Source organism: Spirosoma pulveris (assembly GCF_054781875.1).
On sequence record NZ_BAAGTO010000015.1, the window covers coordinates 95,376 to 114,957 of the forward strand.

The following is a 19,582-nucleotide window of genomic DNA, read 5'->3' on the forward strand; positions in this document are numbered from 1 at the left end:
ACTCAACGTATATGGTCTATCGATTTGTGTTCTTGTTCACCCTACTAACCGTTACCACGGCCCACGCCCAGCACCACCCGATGCATGCCGCTACCGCGATGGTCAGCCCGTTCAACCGGATGATGGACAGCATGATGGTCTGCATGGATACGGTGCCAGCCAGCCCATCGGCCGACCAGTATTTTTTGGCTCTGATGCTGCCCCACCATCAGGGAGCGGTCGACATGGCGACGTATGAAATCAGTCACGGTCGGAACACCCAGCTAGTGCAAATGGCGAAGAGTATCCGGGCGGAGCAGCAGATCGACATGCAATGGATGAACCGCTGGCTACGGGATTTGACTCACGTTCAGACCTCTGACCCGGATCACGTCCGGCTACAGGGACAGGCTATGATGACCATGATGAAGCAGCTACCCCCCGCCGGTCTGTTACGTGATACGGATCAGGCATTTGCCCGGCTCATGGTCCCTCACCACCAGGCTGCGGTCGTGATGGCACAGATCGTCATCCGATACGGTCAGGACCCGGCGGTCAGGCGATACGCCGAACGGCTGATTTCGGCGGAACAGATCGAGATTGATCAACTACATGAATTCATCGATTCCAGGAAAAATCAAGCTAAACAAGTTAAATGAACGGAAGAACCTTTTTATTTTTTGCCCTCATCGGCGCGGCTTCGTACCGCGTCCAGGCGCAAACGGTATATGCACAGGACCGGGTTTATGCGGCCAATCAGATATCCAATACCGTATCCGTCATTGATCCGGCCACGCAGAAACTACTGGGCGAAATTCCGCTGGGCAAACCCCAGCCGGACATTCTCTCCGCGCTCTATAAGGGGCAGGCACTAGTACATGGCTTGGGCTACAGCCCCCGCCGAAAAATGCTGACCGTCGTATCGATTGGGTCCAACTCGGTCACGCTCATCTCAACGCAGGATAATCGTATTCTGAAAACAATTTACGTGGGTCGGGCACCCCATGAAGCTACTTTTACCCCCGATGGTAACCAAATCTGGGTGTCGGTTCGGGGGGAAGCTTACCTCAGCGTGATCGACGCTACGCAATTGAAGGAGATCGGACGCATTGCGGTATCCGACGGACCGGGGATGGTCGCTTTCAGTCCCGATGGGAAGACGGCTTACGTTTGTTCCAGTTTCACCCCCCAGCTCGACATCATTGACCGGTCTACCCAAAAGCGGATCAAATCGCTGCCCGTTGTCAGTCCGTTTTCGCCCAATATTTTTGCCAGCCCGGATGGGAACTGGGTCGCGTTTACGCACAAAGACGTGGGAAAAACAACGGTTCTCAATGCCCGGACCCGGCAGATTGAAAAAGTCCTGCCATCCGGCCCGATTTCCAATCACGTAACGTTCACGGTGCTCAACAACGAACCCCTGATGCTGGTGACGGTGGGTGGCGAAAACAAACTGAAGGTGTACCGGATCAATCAGGGTTTTGCGCTGACGGACAGCGTATCAACGGGCTCATTACCCCACGGCGTCTGGCCGACAGGCGACGGCAGGCAGGTGTACGTTGGCCTGGAGAATGACGATGCCGTTCAGGCTATTGATCTGCAAACGATGGCGGTTCTGAAAACCATTCCCATTGGTCAGTGTCCGCAGGCCCTGCTTTACGCGACTAAGGCAACGACCTTAGCCAGCCCGTCGGTAACGGGCTTGGTCCCCCTTGGCGACAAGAGCCACTCGCAGGTGATTGCGATGACGCCGGTTGCCGGTGGATTAGCGAAAGGGAGTGTCGTTGTCCGCAGCATTGGCCTGACTGACTTGGCTCTGCAAACGTTTACGCACCTGTTACCAAACACAACATATACTCTGGCGCTGACCCGCTCGGCACAGGCCCCTTACCGGAGCGATACCCCGATCAATGAATTCAAAACGGACGAGAAAGGCATGTTTACCGGGCAGTCGACGGGGAGTATCAAGACGATGGTCCGGCCAGAAAAACCAGCCGATTATCGGTATGTTGTTTTGTTTTCAGGTGGCCAGGCGGTACTGATTGGCCGATGATCTCGACGTTTGCCGTGATGTTATGGTAGTCACCGAAATAGCTGATCAATTAATTTATGTAGTCCCGACAAGCACCCTGTCAGGCCGACGATACAGGCGATAAAAACAGTTCCTCATGCATGTACTGGAACCGATTCGCAAACGCACCAATGAGTCAGGCTAGGCAGGTTATCACAAAAATTACAGCCGCATCGGCGGTTCGATTCATTCCCCAGCCTGACTATGTTTCAGTCGCTCTCGTTACCACTTTTATTATTGATCTTTGCCGGGGGCGCTGCCGTTGTCTGGCGGGCGGGCATTTCCCTTTCCAACACCACCGATTCGCTCGACAAACGCTTTAAACTGGGCGAAGCGTTAGGCGGTACTATTATCCTGGCCATCGTCACGAACCTGCCCGAAATTGCTATTACCGTCAGCGCAGCACTCAGCGACAAAATCGAACTAGCGGTGGGTAATATCCTGGGCGGTATTGCCTTGCAAACCGTCGTGCTGGTGCTGCTCGATGCGGTGGGGATAGGCAAGCAGGATACGCTCACCGCGAAGCAATCGTCGCTGACACTGGTGCTGGAGGGAGCCCTGGTCATTGCCATGCTGACGCTGGTCGTTATAGGGCATCAGCTCCCGAAGGACCTTATTTTTGCTCGGCTCACGCCCGACAGTCTGCTGCTCGTCGGCACATGGGTGGTGGGTGTCTGGCTTACTGGTAAAGCACAGAAGGGCCTTCCCTGGCGGACAAACCCGCCCGAAAAAGTTCCCGAGAAAGACGATGATACGTCTGATAAACGCAGCACGGGTAAGATGCTCCTTGTTTTCGGCGTAGCGGCCTTGGCGACGCTGGCGGGCGGGGTAGCACTGGAAGAAAGCGGGGATGCGATGTCGAAAACGCTGGGCATGGATGGCGTCATTTTCGGAGCGACCATCCTCGCTGCGGCCACGTCCCTGCCCGAAGTATCGACGGGTCTGGCCGCCGTTAAACTAAAGGACTATACGCTGGCAGTCAGCGATATTTTCGGCGGTAATGCATTCCTACCGGTGTTGTTGGTGCTGGCAACCGTGATTACAGGCAAGCCAGTGCTGCCGACAGCCCAGAAGAGCGATATTTACCTGACTGGACTGGGCATACTGGTCACGATTCCCTATCTCTACGGTGCGCTGTTCCGGCCTAAACGGCAGATCGCCCGCATGGGGCTGGACTCATTCGTGGTACTGATTGTCTATGTCATTGGCGCCGCCGGGCTGTTTCTGATCGCAAAGAAATGACAGCCGACAGATTCTTATTGATACGAGCTGACCAGTCATCACGCTATGAGTAAGTCCGGTTGCATTTTCTGATTTATTAGTTCACTCATACGCATTTATGTTCGACTTTCGCCTAACCGTTTTTTATACCGTGGCCCGGCGGCTGAGCTTTACCAAAGCGGCCGCCGAGCTGTTTGTAACCCAGCCCGCCGTCACCAAGCACATTCAGGAACTGGAAAGTCAATTGGGCACGGCCCTCTTCGACCGGCGGGGTAATCAGATCAGCCTGACTACGGCGGGCAACGTATTACTGCGCCATGCTGAAACCATCATGGGCGTGTACCGGCAGATCGAGTTTGACCTCAACGAATTGAAGGGAAAGCCCGGCGGACGACTGCGGCTGGGGGCCAGTTCCACCATCGCCCAGTACGTCATTCCGGCGGTGCTGGCCCGCTTCGGCGAGCAGTTCCCGGACGTCACGCTGTCGCTGCTGAGTGGCAACACCGAGCAGATCGAACAGGCACTGCTCCACGACGAGATTGACCTGGGACTGGTGGAAGGCCGTACCCACCACAGCGACGTTCGCTACACGCCCTTCGTGAAGGACGAACTGGTGTTGGTCTGTCGCGCGGATCACCCGCTGGCCGGACGCGACGAGATCACGCTGGACGAGCTGAAGACGGTGCCACTGGTACTGCGCGAACCGGGGTCGGGCTCCCGGGAGGTGGTCGAACACGCGCTGCGCGGGGCGGGCCTGCGCCCGACGGAGTTGCGACAGGCGATGCAACTGGGCAGCACTGAGGGTATCAAAACGTACCTGAGCAGTTCATCGGGCATGGCCTTCGTGTCGATCTTCGCCTTGCCAAACGAACTGAAAAGCGGGACGCTGCGCGTACTCGATGTGGCCGATCTGACGATCGAGCGCGATTTTTACGCGATCCAGTTACAAGGGATGAGTGAAGGGCTGGCCGATACGTTCATGCGCTTTGTCCGGCGGCAGTATAACGCCCGGTAATTGGGCATCAGTAGCCGTGATTGGCCCCGGTGGTATAGGGGCGGTACCTTTGTTGTAGACAAATCAGGACACGTAATGAACACTGCCCACGCAACCGCCGAACGCCCCGCTACCCAACTGCACCTCTGGAAACAACGGGCGCAACACCTGCTCGACCACCGCTTTACTACCCGCCAACTGGTGTTTATCGGGGCCGTTATCCTCTGCCTGACGCCGATCATGTCGCCCCCGCTGGCCCTGTTGCTGGGGCTGATAATCGCCCAGTTCATCGGTCATCCATATCTGCACCTGAACCATAAAGCAACCCACTGGCTCTTGCAGGCATCGGTGGTGGGGCTGGGCTTCGGCATGAACGTCCACAGCGCGGTGCAGGCGGGTAAAGAAGGCGTGTTGTTTACCGTCGCATCCATCGCCGGTACGCTGACAGTCGGGATTCTGCTGGGCAAATGGCTCAAGATCGATAAGATTACCGCTCACCTGATTGCCGCCGGTACGGCCATCTGCGGGGGCAGCGCCATTGCGGCCCTGTCGCCGGTGATGAAGGCTGAAGAAAAGCAGCTCTCCGTCGCACTGGGTACCATTTTTATCCTCAACTCGGTGGCTCTGCTGGTCTTTCCGGCCATCGGGCAGTGGCTGCACCTGACCCAGAATCAGTTCGGGCTGTGGTGTGCGCTGGCCATTCACGATACCAGCTCGGTCGTGGGCGCAGCAGCCAAATTCGGCCCGGAAGCCTTGCAGGTCGCTACCACCGTCAAGCTGGCGCGAGCCTTGTGGATCATCCCCGTTGCGCTGGGTACGGCGGCTCTGTTCAAGACCGGCAAGGGCACCATCACCATGCCCTACTTCATCGGCCTGTTTATCCTGGCGATGATCGTCCACACCTACGTACCCGCCATTCAGCCGGTAGCCGACGTGCTGGTCAGACTGGCGCATATTGGTCTGACGCTGACGCTGTTTCTGATCGGAGCGGGGCTGTCGGGCAAGGTAATCCGGGCGGTGGGCTGGCAGCCGCTGGCGCAGGGCGTGGTGCTCTGGATGCTCATCTCGGCCGCGTCCCTCTGGGCGATTCTGACGTTTTAGTATAGAGACGCAAGAGGAGAGATGAAAGACCTGACGACCGGCCATTATCTTTCTTCCTGCGTCTTTCCTCGTTCAACTTCTCTCGTAAATTGCATCACCCTTTTACTCTAGTTCGTATGAAAACCAATCAATCCGACGCGTCGCTTTTTAACCGGCGGGGCTTTCTCAAGACCTCCTCGCTGGCCACACTGACGAGCCTGCTGGGTATCCCCATCGCCTTTGCCGACCGGCTACCCAAACACTACCTACCGCTGGTTTTCCGGCTGGACGACCCTACCAACCCGATGGCCACCAAAAACAAAAATATGGTGGTGCTCAACGACAAGCCTTGGAACGTCGAAACACCCGCTTACCTGCTCGACGACGACGTAACGCCCGCCGATAAGATGTTTATCCGCAACAACGGGCAGATTCCGGCTAGCATCGACCTGGCGGGCTGGAAGCTGACCATCAACGGCGAATCGGTCAAAGCACCCAAAACCTATACGCTCGCCGAGCTGAAAGCTAAATTCAAGCCCTACACCTACCAACTGGTGGTCGAGTGCGGGGGTAACGGCCGGGCGGGGTACTTCCCCAAAACGGCGGGCAACCAGTGGACCGAAGGGGGCGTTAGCTGCGCCGAGTGGACGGGTGTCCGGCTGAAAGACATTCTGGCCGACGTCGGCATCACCGACACGGCGGTATACATCGGCTACTACGGGCAGGACCTGCACCTGAGTGGCGACCCCAATCAGCCGGTCATCTCGCGGGGCGTCCCCATCGCCAAAGCCCTGGAAGACGAAACGCTGGTAGCCTGGGCCATGAACGGGCAGGACATTCCGCTGGTGCACGGCTACCCGCTGCGGCTGGTAATTGGCGGCTGGCCCGCGTCGGTGTCGGGCAAGTGGCTGCACACGATTGCCATCCGCAACAAGGTGCACGACGGGGCCAAGATGACGGGCAAAAGCTACCGCGTCCCCATCCATCCGGTGGTACCGGGTGTCGATCCGCCGGATAGTGATTTCAAGATTATCGAGTCGATGCCCGTCAAATCGGTAATTACCTTCCCGCAGACGGGACTGGAAACGCCGATGGGCAAACCCCTCGCCTTGCGCGGCCACGCCTGGGCGGGCGACCGTGTCGTGAAAGAACTTTACGTCTCGATTGACTTTGGCGAAACCTGGCAGAAGGCTGATTTGAAGGCCCCGAAAAACCGGCTGGCCTGGCAGCAATGGAGCGCCGAGGTGAACTTCCCGATACAGGGCTACTACGAAGTGTGGGCGCGGGCCACCGACGACAAGGGCGTATCGCAGCCGATGGTGATGCCGCAGTGGAACCCCGAAGGCTACCTCAACAACGCCTGCCACCGGATTGCGGTGAAGGTGGTTTAGAAAAGGAGAAAGGACGAGAGGGACAAACGGAAAAATACTATGAAACAGAAAGACATGTATAAAGAAACCGGGAATACCCGGCGGACGGCGAAGTTCCGCTGGCTACTGGCCAGTCTGTGCGTGTGGTTGCTCTGTGCCTGGATAGCCCAGCAGCCGGTTCCGGCGAAGAAAGCCCCGGCCAAAGCGCACACGGCGGCTCCGGTCCGCCGAACCACGACGACAAAAAAGCCCGTTAAAGCCAAAGCAGCCGCTGTGGTAGCCACCGAAACGGCCCCGATGGACGCGACGGCCCTTAATGCGCAGGGCGTGGTGGTCGATGAAGCAACGGGGCTAGCCCTGGGCGAGAACATGATTCTGGTGAAAGGCCAATGCACCGTCTGCCACAGCAGCAAGCTGATTCTGCAAAGTCATTTCGACCGCGAGAAGTGGGTCGAGCGGATTCGGTGGATGCAGCGCACCCAGAAACTCTGGGACCTGGGCGAGACAGAAAAGCCGATTCTGGATTATCTGGTCAAGAATTACGGTCCTATCAAAACGCCCTTCGACGGGCGTAGACTCCCGCTTGAGACGCCTAAGTGGCATACCCGGTAGGTTATCCTACTTGATTGTAGCCAGAAAAATCGTGCGTTGTCAGTGCGCCTAAGGTTGTTGACAACGTACGATTTTTGTCCAATCGATCTAGTTAACTGTCTTTTTTTAAAAACCGAATCAACGCGTTACGGCCTGGCGACTTATCTTTTGCCGGGAGTTCCGTAACCGTGCGTCTCACCTATTAGTATAAATACTTAAACAATGACCACTCCTGAGTTTGATCGGAATCGGTTCGATCAACGCTACAGACCAGCCCGAATCAACGTACTGTTTGTGGCCGAAGCCCCCGGCACGACCGAAAAGCATTTTTATTTGGGCAACACCAATCTATACCGAACTGTCTATGCTGCCTTTAAGGACGTGTTTGGGCCCTTTGCATCAACGGAAGCCTTTCTTTACTTTTTTGCCTCCTTGGGCTGCTACCTGGATCATCTTAGTTGGCAACCCATCGATACATCCAGTAAACGCCAACGGCAGCATGATCGTCACCTAGCGATAGACTCCCTGAGTCAACGGCTGCGTAGTTACCAGCCCGCCAGTTTGCTTCTGCTGATGAAGGCGATAGAAAAACCCGTCCAGCAGGCGATCAATCAGTCAGGCGTTACATCCATTCGGCACCAAAGAACGACGGCTTACCCGGCGGGCAGCGAAGTTAATCGGCAAGTCTGTCTGCGCGACATCAAATTTGCCATAACACATTGGCTGGATGATACGGATTAAGGACTGGATTACATGGTTACAAGTGTTTTGTTGGCAGCTGTCGCCCGCTGCTTTACCACAGTGGTATCTGGTTTCGTCTCAAAAAATTTATTTATTATTGAAAAATTAGGGGTTGGATTTAAACTAATTGGACACTGACCGTCTGCCGCGGCACACCTGCTCGGCTATACCCAATGATTGTAATCAGTATAAAGACTCACTAACTCTAAGGCATTTTTTAGCTCATTTAATTGACAACTTGAAGATTTCAGCGAAACTGACCACCCCGCGGGGCCGCCCAATTTCAAAAATGACGGACCGCGCCACGGCGGCTATTTATTTCACGTTAAACTGACCGTGGTGCTGTCAAGCGTGACCCGGTCTGGCGTGACCCGGTCTGGCGTGACCCGGTCTGGCGTGACCCGGTCAAAATGCTACGGAATCCACCGCACGGCCTGTACGCCGGAGCGGGACCATTGCTCTATGCCTCTGAAATCTCCAACTTGAGTTGAACCCAGGTATTTTCGACGCAGGAAGTCGCCGATAAACTCCACCCGCAGGCAATTCCGGTGCGGGTTATTGAGGAAGGAACCCTTCAACTCGGTCCGTTTACCCTACAAGCGATTTCGGTTCCTCATGAGCCCGTTTTGGTCGATCACTTACCTAAGATGTTTGCCTTTGTCATTGACAATCAGGTGCTCAATCCCGCGGACTCGTTCTCCCCTATTTTGCTGACTAATAAGGGATCAAGTTGCTGGTGCTGCCCGTCATGGCTCCGTTTCTGACCGAGCTCGTGGTGGCCGATTTTGCCAAACAGATGCAACCCAAACAGATCCTGCCCGTTCACGATGGGTATGCCAAATCGTTCTTTCTTAAGCAACGGTATGAAACATACGGGCCTTACGTTGAGAAATTAGGTATTCAGTTTCATTACATGACCGAACCAGGACAGGCCGTTATACTATAAATCGTGAAAACCGCCGTGTGGAAACGTAAACGACCCTATTACTGCGGCAGTTTCTCCCGGAAGTAGCCATACAGCCACGTACCTCCTATAGCACTCAGCAGTGTAACCGCCACAAGGCCATACCCACTGCCAATCTGAGCGAATAAGGGGCCTGGACATGCACCGGTAATGGCCCAACCCAAGCCAAAAATAAGCCCGCCATAGATCTGGCCTTTGTAAAAAACCTTAGGCGCAATATGAACCGGCTCGCCAGTCATCGTTTTGATACCGAAGCGCTTAATGAGTTGTACGGATAAGAGCCCTACCACAACGGCACTGCCGATAACCCCGTACATGTGAAACGAATCAAGCCGAAACATTTCCTGAATCCGGAACCAGGAAATGATTTCAGCTTTGACGAAGACAACGCCAAACAGCAGACCGACAATCAGGTACTTTAGATTGGCAAGCCCCGTTTCGGGTTTAGTTTTTGCCCCGGGCGCTTCGTGGAGAGATCCCAGGACAGTCGATGAACGCGGCTTTAGGGGAAAGGATTGATTCAAGGGGAAGGATGGTTTAGTTGACCCAGGCGAAAATAAACGGCAGTAAGAGGTGCGTCATCACAAAGCCGCCCACCATAAAACAAATTGTCGCCACCAATGATGGCCATTGCAGGTTGGAGAGGCCCATGATGGCATGCCCCGATGTACAACCTCCGGCCCACCGGGTTCCGAAGCCCACCATCAACCCCCCAATAACGCTGAAGAACAACCCTTTGAGCGTAAACAGATTCGACAGGGCGAATAGGTCGGCGGGCATCAGTCCCGAAAAATCCCGAATCCCCAGAGCCTGTAAAGCCACTACGGTCCGAGGTGCTAGGCGCATCGAATCAGGGTTGGCCAAAAAGCGGGTGGCTATAAAGCCACCCAGTAGCACACCCGCCACAAAAAATAAATTCCAGGCTTCTTTCTTCCAGTCATAGTGAAAAAAGGAAATGTTAGCGGGCAGGCAGGCCGCGCAGATGTGCCGAAGCGACGACGAGATACCGAATGACTTATTGCCCATCAGTAGCAGCGTGGGAACGGTAAGGCCGATGAGCGGCCCCGCTACGTACCAGGGCCAGGGTTGACGGATTATATGCAGAAATTCCATAAGGTACTCGATTGGCTATAAGCTACTTGATAAATTCCGTTTAAAGCGACAAAACAGAAAGTTCTGGGTGGTACCTAATGGGGTTTGGTGATCTTCCGTCACGCAATGAAGCTTCGTAAAGCCCGCCTTTAGTTGCCCTTCCAGCTCCGGTTCAGAGTACTGTTTAACGGCCAGTCCACTGCATCGGTCCGGCCCATTCTCCGAAAAGGTACCCATGGTGATGAATCCGGTAACGGCCTGTCGGGCCGTCTGAAGGTAGGTCGCAATCTGATCCGTCGACGTTAGAAAATGAAACGTGGCCCGGTCGTGCCAAATGGCATAGGTCGACGTTGGCCGGAAGGTCAGCACATCACTCACGATCCAGTTGACCCGGTTTGCCTGCTGGCCGATTCGTTGTTGCGCTCTGGTCAGGGCGTGGGCCGAAATGTCAAGTACGGTAATCTGCTCGTAACCGTCAGCGAGTAGACAGTCAACCAGGGTACTATCGCCCCCCCCAATGTCGATGATGGGGGCTGTTTTGGGTAGCTGGCAACGGCGAATGAATTCCAGCGATGTCTGGGGAATAGCCTGCGTCCAGCTTACCTGGTCGGGTTGTTTGGTCCGGTAAACGGTTTCCCAGTGTTGATGATTTTCAGTCATGATAGTGATAAATTACTGCTGGGTAGCGGGACAAACGAAATTAGTCGTGTTGAAACGCCCGGTTTGCTGCATAGCGGCAAACCCACCGGCAATGTCGATCAGGTTATCGAAGCCACGGGCCTTCAGAATCGACAGGGCCATCATGGAGCGGTATCCGCCTGCGCAGTGCACATAGACCGACCCTTCTTTTTTTATTTCCGCCATCCTGTCATTCAACGTATCAAGGGGTAGATTAATCGCCCCATCGATGTGCTCAGCGGCAAACTCGCCCGGCTTACGTACATCCACGAGGGTAAGCTCATCCAGCGCTAACCGAGTGGCCACTTCATCGGCTGAAAGAGACGGAATATAGTCAACCTCATGACCGGCATTGATCCAGGCGTTTAGTCCGCCATCCAGGTAGCCAATAACCTGATCGTAACCCACCCGGGCCAATCGAACCAGCGATTCAGCCGCTTTGCCCGCTTCTGTAATGAGCAAAATTGGCTGTCTCACGTCTGGGATGAGTGCGCCTACCCAGGGAGCAAACTGCCCATTCAGGCCAATATTAATGGCGTTGGGCACAAACCCGGTAGCGAAGAGCTGTGCGTCGCGGGTATCCAGCAAGAGCGCACCGGTCTGGTTGGCGGCCGCTTCAAAGGCCTGTGGGCTAAGTGGCTGCGCGCCCCGTTTCAACACACGGTCAATCTGTTCGTAGCCTTCCCGGTTCATGCGGACGTTTTCAGGAAAATAAGGGGGCGGTTTGGCTAGTCCGTCGGTTACTTCCTGAATAAATTCCAGCCGGCTCATGTCGGCTCGGAGCGCATAATTGACCCGTTTCTGATTGCCCAGCGTATCGCTGGTTTCTTTACTCATGCTTTTGCCACAAGCGGAGCCCGCTCCGTGAGCCGGATAAATCACTACGTTGTCCGGTAAGGGCATAATCTGAGTTCTAAGCGAATCGAAGAGCATGCCGGCTAAATCCGGCGTGGTCAATGCAGATCCCTGTGCCAGGTCGGGTCGCCCAACATCGCCAATAAACAAGGTATCGCCACTAAAAAGCGCGATGGGCAGCCGGGCCGCATCCAGGAGCAGATAACAGCTCGATTCAATCGTATGACCCGGTGTATGCAGTACTTGAATCGTTAGCGCACCCAGTGGAAATTCTTCTCCGGCGCGGGCACTATAGGATTCAAAGCCAGTCTGTGCGTTGGGGCCATAGATGATTGGTGCGCCTGCCTGCCGGGCTAAGTCAAGATGACCCGACACAAAATCAGCGTGCAGGTGCGTCTCAAATACATACTTAATCGTCGCCCCATCGCTATGAGCTTTCTCCAGGTACGAAGCCACCTCCCGTAAGGGATCAATGACAGCGGCTTCCCCGTTGCTTTCGATATAGTAGGTTCCCTGCGATAAGCAACCGGTATAAATCTGCTCAATTTTCATAAAACGATTGGATTAACATACGGACTGAATAGTGAATCAAAACTAGGAAGTGGATCTCCGGGGTTCTGTGATACTTGTCACACAGCCCTCAAAATCATCTAAAAAAGCAACTCTTTTGTCAGGATGAATACGCCCATGCCCAGCACAAACCAGCCAAAGGCTTTCCGCAAGTGCTGCCCGGCGATATAGCGGGCCAACTGACTGCCCAGAAAAATACCGCCCACGGAAAGTGCCGTAAATACGCTCAGAAAGCCCCAATCGATTACCTGGTCGGCTGGACTGCTGGTAAACCCAACGAGTGAATTGAATGCGATAATCAGCAGCGAACTACCAATGGCTGTTTTCATGGGCAACCGGGCAAAGAGCACCAGCGTCGGGATAATCAGGAATCCCCCACCCGCCCCAACGATACCGGTCACCAGGCCAACCAGCCCTCCCTCCAGGGCAATGACGGGAAAATTAGTTCCCTTATCCTCCCGCTCAGTTACGGAGACGGCTTTGTTCTCCCGAATCATTGAATAGGCTGCGGCCAGCATAATCAGCGCAAACAGAACCATCAGCGCGACTGGTTTCGTCAGCACAAATCCGGCCCAAAGCGGAAGTTGAGCGGGAATATGAGGCAGCATAAACTGACGGGCCAGGATGACCGTAACCAGGGAAGGGAGTGCAAAGGCAACAGCCGCCGAGTAATTAATTAGCCCCTGTTTCATGTAATTGATTGACCCTACCAGGGAGGTTGTGCCAACAATGAACAGGGAATAAGCCGTTGACAGGATGGGATTAATGTGGAGCAGGTATACCAGAACGGGCAAAGTCAGTATACTGCCACCACCCCCTAGTAAGCCCAGGCTAATACCGATCAGAATGGATGAAGAGAAACCAGCGACTTGCAGAGTGGTCATAAACGCTACTTTTTTAACGAAAGTAGCGGGCCTTCTTTTAGGCTTCCGTGACAAATGTTACAGGAACCCCGAATTCTCCTAGAGTATGGCAATTTTATGGCGCATCAATTTTATATGGGCTGCTTTCTCCAGCTGTTTCAGCAAGCGGGAAATCACTTCCCGTGACGTAGCCAGTTCCTGGGCGATTTCCTGATGGGTGATTGAAATGACGGTACACTGGCAGCTTTGGGTCTTTTTACGCAGATAAGCCAGTAGCCGTTCGTCGAGTTTATGAAACGCTACCTGATCGATTGTCCCTAGCAGATCGTTAAATCGCTTCTGGTACGTATGAAATATAAACTGTTTCCAGGTTGAATAGCGGCACATCCACTCATCGACTTTTTCCATGGGAATGGCAATCAGCTCGGTTTCTTCTTCGACCAGGGCCGTGATCTCACTTTTCTTTTGGCCCAGACAGCCGGTAAGCGACATGGCGCAGGAATCTAAACCGCCCAGATAATACAGAAGGGCTTCCCGACCCAGCTCATCCGGTCGCATGATCTTGACCGAACCGCGAATAATAATGGGTACGGACCGAATGTATTCGCCGGGTCGAATTAAATAAGCACCCGTGGGCACCCGCTTATAGAGTCCTGCCTGCGCCATGTCAGTCAGTAACGCGAGTTCGAACGTACCAGCAAACGTTTCCTGCAAATAAGTGGTCGTCAATGTCATCGAATAGTCCTTATATTAATAGGCTGATAGTGTAACAGTCAACATAACCGGCAAGTTGCTTACTCAGAAAACTTGAGTCAATAGCCTTGGCAGGTATTTAGAATTAAGCATGTTGAATCATCTGTCGATCAACGTATCAAACGAAGTACGTTCTAACCAGTTTTTGACCAGTGTGGCACGAGCATGGGAACCCGTCGGCGATAGTGCCTGTAGAGTTCACCGAATTCCTCGATGAGTTTCCGCTCCTCGAAATAAATTCCAATGCGTATGTAAAGGCTGGCGGCCAAAAGGAAAATAAGGTTGGCCCAGGTGGGTTGATATACAAGAACGCCAAACAGCGCCAGAATCATCCCCAGATACAAAGGATGTCGTACATAGCGTAGAATACCATGTTCGCGAAATCCACCTTTAATATCCATTTATTTTGATGTCACTCAGTCGTAGTACGCAGTTGCAGATAGAATGATTCCTATTGGCTACTCAGTGGGTCTATGCGTTGCTCAGTTATTCCTAATCATTTATTTTCCCCATGAGCAGTGCTTACTTTCAATCGTCTGTTGAATGCCACGTCGAGCCTTTATCTCTGCTGAAGAGCGAATTCGATTTGATTCCCCGCCTGTATTAACTCAACAGCACCGAACCATCTTGCTGGATTTGCCAACCTGGGCTACGACCTATATGGGGCAAATCCAATCCTCAACCAATAAAATCGGCTTTTTGCTACAACTTGGCTACTTCCGAATCACTAACCGCTTCTTCGTGGCCGATCGATTTGAGCCTGACATCATCAATTGGCTCTGTGCAAGAACGCAGCTTGATCCCAACCAAATCGATTTAACTAAATATACCCGCAGCCGGACAGCCTTCCGCCACCGAGAAACCATTTTAGCTCATTTAGGCTATCAGGCTTTTGATCGGACCCACGAGCAGGAATTACTGGTAGAAGCCCAGCGATTGGCCCACCTCCAAACCCGCCCTGCTCTAGTGTTGGATGCCCTGACGGGTTATTTGCAGGAACGCCGGATTGAAATACCCCCCTATAATACGTTGCGGCTTATCCTAATTGAAGCGCTGCAATCCTTTCAAGCGAATCTGGAGCAAATTATTGACCGCTACCTCCAGGAAAACGACAGCCAATTATTGGATACGCTGTTGGGGCGGCAGAGCAGCCCAGCCGGTTCAGCTACTCAGTTATTTCCGTATCGACTGACTCACTTCAAACGAATCAGTCAGTCGATGCAGCCAGGTCAAATTAAACAGCGGGTCGAGCTATTCCGGGAATTAAAACTACTCTTTTCTCAGCTGGCTCCCTTGATTGTCCGATTAAATTTATCGGATGATGCCATCCGCTATTATGCGCAATACGTATTAGACACCCAGTCCAAACAGACTGTTCAACGCACCAGCGAACGGTACTTACGACTGATTGCATTTATTATTCATCAGTACTTAAGTGTGGGTGACGCATTAGTGCTCACCCTGCGACAGGCGGTAACCAACATTCTCAATGAATGTGAACAAACCCTCAAGGATGAGCAGTTCGAAAGCCGATACGCCAACGCCCAGTTGGTTCACCGGGTCACCCGGCGGAGCGACATCCATATTCAGGCGCTAGTTCAGATCGAAGAAATCGTTGATTTGCCGGGCCTGGAGGCTGCCCAGAAGATTGACCAGATTCGGGACTTATTTCAACGTCATCGCCTGTCGGGTAACGATTTGCAAACCGATAAAGAGCGATTGATCGATCTGAAAACGGTCAATCAGTCCATTCATGACCGGGATGACTTCTATGACGCTTTGGAAAGAGCGTCGCTGAAGCTTCAGACTCGTGTGGCAGGAGTGGTCCAAGCCTTAGTTTTCGATGAGCAAAGCTCACCCCCCGCCCTGGTAGCCGCCCTTCGCCTGTTTCAAGCCACTAAAGGTGAACTCACTCAAAGTAATAACCTTCCTCTCGACTTTCTGGATATGGCGGACCGGCAACGCATCTTCACCCTAACCGGTAAATTGCGGGTATCACTCTACAAAGCGCTGTTGTTTTGGAAGATCCGTGATCATTTACGGGATGGCAGTCTAAATGTGTTGTCCTCCTATGAACATCGTGCTTTTGATGAATACCTGATACCCCGTCGCCAGTGGCAGATCCATCGTCAGGCGTATTTACAAAAAGCTAATCTACTTCGCTATGTAAAAGCCGAACCAACGTTAGCCAAGATCAATGAGCGACTCAACGCCCAGTTTAGGCTGACCAACCAGCACCTCAACACCAACGCCCAGGTTTATTTCGACAAGGCCGGGGATTGGCATTTACATCGTTACCGGGGGCGAGAATCAGAACAACCATCTCCTCAAACCAATCTCTATCCAACCAGCCGGGTCATCTCGTTGCGGGATGTGCTATTGGACGTGGATGAGTTAACGGACTTCCTGTCCGCCTTTGAACACCAGGGTTTCGCTCACAAACCGTCTCGACCCGACAATAGCCTGCTGTTAGCCGCCCTGATTGGTTATGGGGAGAATATTGGCATTCGCAAAATGGCCATGATTTCCAAAAACATTCCGATCAACAGTCTGGAAACCGTGGCAACTCACTACTTTTCGCCCGAAAGCGTCTTAAAGGCCAACGATCTGATTCTAACCAAAAGCAACGAATTACCCCTGACCGAACAGTTTCGGCGCCGGGCAAACTTTATTCAAACCGGCTCGGATGGTCAGAAATATGACGTATCAATTCCCCTCTTACGGGCTTCAGCCTCTTACAAGTATTTTGGCAATGGTCAGGGCATTACGATTTACTCCCATCTGGATGAAGCCGGTCAGTTAATTTATTCGACGGCGTTTAGTGCCGCTGATCGGGAAGCCCCGTACATGCTGGACGCCATTACGTATAATGAAGTGATTACACCTGACGCCCACGCCACCGACCAGCACGGCTTTTCGGAACCTATCTTCGGGGTTACCGGCCTGATTGGCGTGGAGTTTCGTCCTCGCTTTGCCTCGATCCATCGACAGCGGCTTTACAGCCTTGATGCCGTATCAATTTATAAAGAGCAGGGGTGTCGGATTGGGCCAGATGCGCGTATCGATTATGAGCATGTTGTCAGTCAATGGGATGAGATTCTGCGTTTGGTGGCCACGATCAAACTAGGCTACGCTAAAGCATCACAGCTTTTTAAGCGGCTTAATTCGTACGACCGACAGCATCCACTTTACCGGGCATTACGGGATTTAGGGCGTTTGTTCAAGACGGAATACATTCTGCGTTATATCAGCGAACCCCAGTTGAGGGAAACCGTTGAGGGAATTCTAACCCGCGTGGAACATGCGAATCGGTTTGCCAAAGCGGTCAATCTGGGCAATAATGGCGAGCTTGGCTGGGCTACGTATCAGGAACAATTAATTGCTGAGGGCTGTAAGCGTTTAATCATGAACGCCATCAATTACTGGAATCTCTTGTACTTAAGTGAACAGCTCAAACGTTGTGCGAATTCGGCGGAACGTAAGGTTTTATTGGAAGCCATTCTGCAAACTAACACCCACACCTGGCATCATGTCAATCTGCAAGGCGAGTATGATTTTAGCGACGATAGCCCCCTATCGACTATCTTTAAATTGCATGAGATACTCAGTGCCAGAACAGTAAAATAGATTCGTAAAATGAACGTGACGAATTTGCTCCCTTTTTTTAGATTTACCCGAAAAGGCGGTACACGAACTCAACCAGCGAGGCATTCGGGTATCTTGAACGGATGCAGACGGCGGCCTCCCGGATGTCGACGCTGATTCGGGACCTGCTGGATTACTCCCGTATTGCCCCCAGCGAGATTAGAGTGCCCCCGTCTCGCTGCAGACCATTGTCGCCATCGTGCTCAATACGTTGGACTGGACGATTCAGCAAACAAGGGCTCAGCAACAGGTGGGGCCACTGCCTACGCTCACGGGGGATGCCTCCCAGCTAAGTCAGCTGTTCCAGAACCTGCTAAGTAAAGCCCTTAAGTTTCATAAGGCCGATACCCCGCCCCTGATTCAGGTATGGGCGCAAGAAGTGGCATCCGTCGACTTACCAGACGGGGTGAAGCCCAGTGGTTTGGCTCTCCAGTATCACCGGATTAATGTGGTAGATAATGGGTTGGGTTTCAAGGCTAAGTACTTGGATCGCATCTTCCAGGTCTTTCAGCAGTTGCACGGCAAAAACGAATTTGCCGGCACAGGTATCGGGCTGGCGATTTGTGAGAAGGTGGTGACCAATCATGGTGGGCTATTACGGCCACGAGCCAGCCTGGTCAAGGGGCCACGTTTAGTGTTTACTTGCCTGTCTAAGCCCCATAGGTTAAACGGTGTCATTCGGACGGACAGTCCTTCTTAAGATATATTTCTTAAAAGACAATTCTCCTAAAACGCTCCTATGTGTTACCCAGGAGTATTCATATTCGTAACCATGAGCTTTGGGCTTCTACTTCAAACCAGACGGTCCAACAACGGTTATCTCTCCAAGCAGATACGATAAATCAACCGAGAAATTGCTAGGCGTTAAACTTCCCCAGAATAACCTCATATCCCTCTTGCACCGTGACCATAGGCATCAGTTACCTAGGCGGCCGTGATATTGAACTGGATAAGAGAAACTTGCTGTTACCATTAACCCCTGTCGATAGCCAGCCAATCGAGTCCGTATTCACCAATATTGCTCACGCTGATTTGTGGGAAGTTTGGTTAAACACTAGGGCATGCTCGATGAGCGGTTTATACCTGTTGTAGGTTCATGGGTTGATCTTCTTCTACATGCAATCTGACTTGCCCCTCATCACGACTCGTTATCATCCAGTTGAAACAACACTTCGACCGTCGTATCAAACGCTTTAGCCATCCGTAAGGCCAAGACCGTGGAGGGAATAAATTTCCCCGTTTCAATCGAATTTAACCCCTGTCGGGATATGCCGATGTGTTTGGCTAAGTCAGCTTGTGTCCAGTTTTTCTTCGCTCGTTCCACCTTAAGCGTGTTTCTCATACCCCGTACTTTTTATTCGAAATAGCCCAGCCAATAAAATAAAAGAGCCAGCAATACATAACCAGATACCCATAACTGAACCAGTCGGGGCTCGAAATAGCACACAAGCTCAGCAAAAACAATAGCATGATCAACATCACGGTAAATGAAAAACCGATTACCACGGCTTCCAATTGGACCCGTTGCTTGACTTCGTCCATGACCGAAAAGTCTTTGATAAATTTATAGATAAACAGGGCGAAGGTAAGGATGGGCACGATTGCCAGCACTATTGAGACAGGCTGGTCAACGAGCCGATGTTTTAAGAGCCAGGTTGCGGGCAAATAGGTGGCTACATGCAGGAGGGCAAAGAGAACCGAGTGTTGGTTGACGGTTTTTTTAGATTGTTCCATCATGTTGTATTGTTTAGTTTCTCACAAAGATAGACAAACCTTTCTTTTTGTCAATAATACTTGACAAAAAGTCATGCATGATGGCTATTTATAGGACAGCGATTTTGTTAAGTACTGAGATTGGCTATTACCAAGTGTGATGAATCCTGAAAGGGTTTGGTGAGTTGAGTACTTCGATTGTCTATTTTGCCCGTTGCCTATTGAGTTGTAACGGATTCAAGTTGTACTGGCCGCTTGATCTGTACTTTCTCAAAAAATGCTCGTGGCTGTTGCACAACTCTGCCAGTGCCTAAAACTGCATGATAGATGGAGTTTTTGTACCTTCAGCTATCTATGCAAGGCAGAAAACACGACCGCGAAAAACTCATCACCTCTTTCCAC

Annotated in this window: 21 protein-coding genes; 11 read left to right on the plus strand and 10 right to left on the minus strand. The window is 52.6% G+C overall.

The genetic code is table 11. From position 1 onward, the window contains the following. The first annotated feature begins 11 nt into the window (after positions 1-11). The 8 genes from ACYVJM_RS28740 to ACYVJM_RS28775 all read left to right on the plus strand — a co-directional run bounded on the left by ACYVJM_RS28740 (position 12) and on the right by ACYVJM_RS28775 (position 8,047). Positions 12-638, plus strand: a complete 627-nt coding sequence (locus ACYVJM_RS28740; protein WP_146141461.1) for a DUF305 domain-containing protein — start codon at positions 12-14, stop codon at positions 636-638. Beyond that, entirely contained in the window at positions 635-2,032 is a 1,398-nt protein-coding gene (locus ACYVJM_RS28745) for a YncE family protein (protein WP_460963617.1), read from the plus strand. Before ACYVJM_RS28740 ends, ACYVJM_RS28745 begins: the two co-directional genes overlap by 4 nt. Before the next feature lie 222 nt (positions 2,033-2,254). Continuing rightward, the gene (locus ACYVJM_RS28750) at positions 2,255-3,292 is read left to right on the plus strand and encodes a sodium:calcium antiporter (protein ID WP_106139118.1); all 1,038 of its coding nucleotides are present in this window, start codon (positions 2,255-2,257) and stop codon (positions 3,290-3,292) included. A gap of 97 nt (positions 3,293-3,389) precedes the next feature. After that, complete coding sequence (locus ACYVJM_RS28755; protein WP_460963618.1) at positions 3,390-4,286, plus strand: LysR family transcriptional regulator; 897 nt, start codon at positions 3,390-3,392, stop codon at positions 4,284-4,286. 75 nt (positions 4,287-4,361) lie between these two features. After that, a complete protein-coding gene (locus ACYVJM_RS28760; RefSeq protein WP_012931364.1) occupies positions 4,362-5,366 on the plus strand; it encodes a YeiH family protein in 1,005 nt (334 codons plus the stop codon). Between the two features lie 116 nt (positions 5,367-5,482). Beyond that, complete coding sequence (locus ACYVJM_RS28765; RefSeq protein ID WP_012931363.1) at positions 5,483-6,736, plus strand: sulfite oxidase; 1,254 nt, start codon at positions 5,483-5,485, stop codon at positions 6,734-6,736. 39 nt (positions 6,737-6,775) lie between these two features. Further along, positions 6,776-7,327 carry a hypothetical protein gene (locus tag ACYVJM_RS28770; RefSeq protein ID WP_012931362.1) on the plus strand — a complete coding sequence of 184 codons (552 nt, stop codon included), beginning with the start codon at positions 6,776-6,778 and terminating at the stop codon, positions 7,325-7,327. Between the two features lie 201 nt (positions 7,328-7,528). Next, positions 7,529-8,047, plus strand: a complete 519-nt coding sequence (locus ACYVJM_RS28775) for a hypothetical protein (protein ID WP_012931361.1) — start codon at positions 7,529-7,531, stop codon at positions 8,045-8,047. A gap of 413 nt (positions 8,048-8,460) precedes the next feature. Here the strand turns inward: ACYVJM_RS28775 and ACYVJM_RS28780 are convergent, their stop codons facing one another. Continuing rightward, positions 8,461-8,625: a hypothetical protein gene (locus ACYVJM_RS28780; RefSeq protein ID WP_460963619.1), complete on the minus strand. Its 165-nt coding sequence runs from the start codon at positions 8,623-8,625 to the stop codon at positions 8,461-8,463. Positions 8,626-8,795: 170 nt separating this feature from the next. Between ACYVJM_RS28780 and ACYVJM_RS28785 the strand changes: the two genes are divergently transcribed. After that, complete coding sequence (locus tag ACYVJM_RS28785; protein ID WP_460963620.1) at positions 8,796-8,993, plus strand: hypothetical protein; 198 nt, start codon at positions 8,796-8,798, stop codon at positions 8,991-8,993. A 38-nt stretch (positions 8,994-9,031) separates the two neighbouring features. On the opposite strand, the gene ACYVJM_RS28790 is transcribed toward ACYVJM_RS28785, so the two are convergent. The 7 genes from ACYVJM_RS28790 to ACYVJM_RS28820 form a co-directional block, all read right to left on the minus strand. After that, positions 9,032-9,493, minus strand: coding sequence for a DUF6691 family protein (locus tag ACYVJM_RS28790; protein WP_425291218.1), 462 nt, complete (start codon positions 9,491-9,493; stop codon positions 9,032-9,034). Between the two features lie 55 nt (positions 9,494-9,548). Next, entirely contained in the window at positions 9,549-10,124 is a 576-nt protein-coding gene (locus ACYVJM_RS28795; protein ID WP_460963621.1) for a YeeE/YedE family protein, read from the minus strand. 15 nt (positions 10,125-10,139) lie between these two features. Then, positions 10,140-10,763 (minus strand): class I SAM-dependent methyltransferase, encoded by a 624-nt coding sequence (locus ACYVJM_RS28800; protein ID WP_012931357.1) that lies wholly within the window; start codon positions 10,761-10,763, stop codon positions 10,140-10,142. A gap of 12 nt (positions 10,764-10,775) precedes the next feature. Beyond that, positions 10,776-12,188, minus strand: coding sequence for an MBL fold metallo-hydrolase (locus ACYVJM_RS28805; protein ID WP_460963622.1), 1,413 nt, complete (start codon positions 12,186-12,188; stop codon positions 10,776-10,778). A gap of 98 nt (positions 12,189-12,286) precedes the next feature. Beyond that, positions 12,287-13,090, minus strand: a complete 804-nt coding sequence (locus ACYVJM_RS28810; protein ID WP_460963623.1) for a sulfite exporter TauE/SafE family protein — start codon at positions 13,088-13,090, stop codon at positions 12,287-12,289. A gap of 78 nt (positions 13,091-13,168) precedes the next feature. Continuing rightward, positions 13,169-13,804 carry a Crp/Fnr family transcriptional regulator gene (locus ACYVJM_RS28815; RefSeq protein ID WP_012931354.1) on the minus strand — a complete coding sequence of 212 codons (636 nt, stop codon included), beginning with the start codon at positions 13,802-13,804 and terminating at the stop codon, positions 13,169-13,171. 152 nt (positions 13,805-13,956) lie between these two features. Further along, positions 13,957-14,223: a methyltransferase family protein gene (locus ACYVJM_RS28820; protein WP_106139129.1), complete on the minus strand. Its 267-nt coding sequence runs from the start codon at positions 14,221-14,223 to the stop codon at positions 13,957-13,959. A 142-nt stretch (positions 14,224-14,365) separates the two neighbouring features. Between ACYVJM_RS28820 and ACYVJM_RS28825 the strand changes: the two genes are divergently transcribed. Next, positions 14,366-17,449 (plus strand): Tn3 family transposase, encoded by a 3,084-nt coding sequence (locus ACYVJM_RS28825; protein WP_012931353.1) that lies wholly within the window; start codon positions 14,366-14,368, stop codon positions 17,447-17,449. 217 nt (positions 17,450-17,666) lie between these two features. Then, positions 17,667-18,167, plus strand: a complete 501-nt coding sequence (locus ACYVJM_RS28830) for a sensor histidine kinase (protein WP_461151593.1) — start codon at positions 17,667-17,669, stop codon at positions 18,165-18,167. A gap of 438 nt (positions 18,168-18,605) precedes the next feature. Here ACYVJM_RS28830 and ACYVJM_RS28835 read toward each other — a convergent pair whose 3' ends face one another. Together ACYVJM_RS28835 and ACYVJM_RS28840 are read right to left on the minus strand one after the other, a co-directional pair. Further along, positions 18,606-18,809, minus strand: a complete 204-nt coding sequence (locus tag ACYVJM_RS28835; protein WP_461151594.1) for a helix-turn-helix transcriptional regulator — start codon at positions 18,807-18,809, stop codon at positions 18,606-18,608. After that, on the minus strand, positions 18,806-19,204 hold the full coding sequence (locus tag ACYVJM_RS28840; protein ID WP_461151595.1) for a hypothetical protein: 399 nt from the start codon (positions 19,202-19,204) through the stop codon (positions 18,806-18,808). The genes ACYVJM_RS28835 and ACYVJM_RS28840 overlap by 4 nt, the downstream gene beginning before the upstream one ends. Positions 19,205-19,582: the final 378 nt, after the last annotated feature.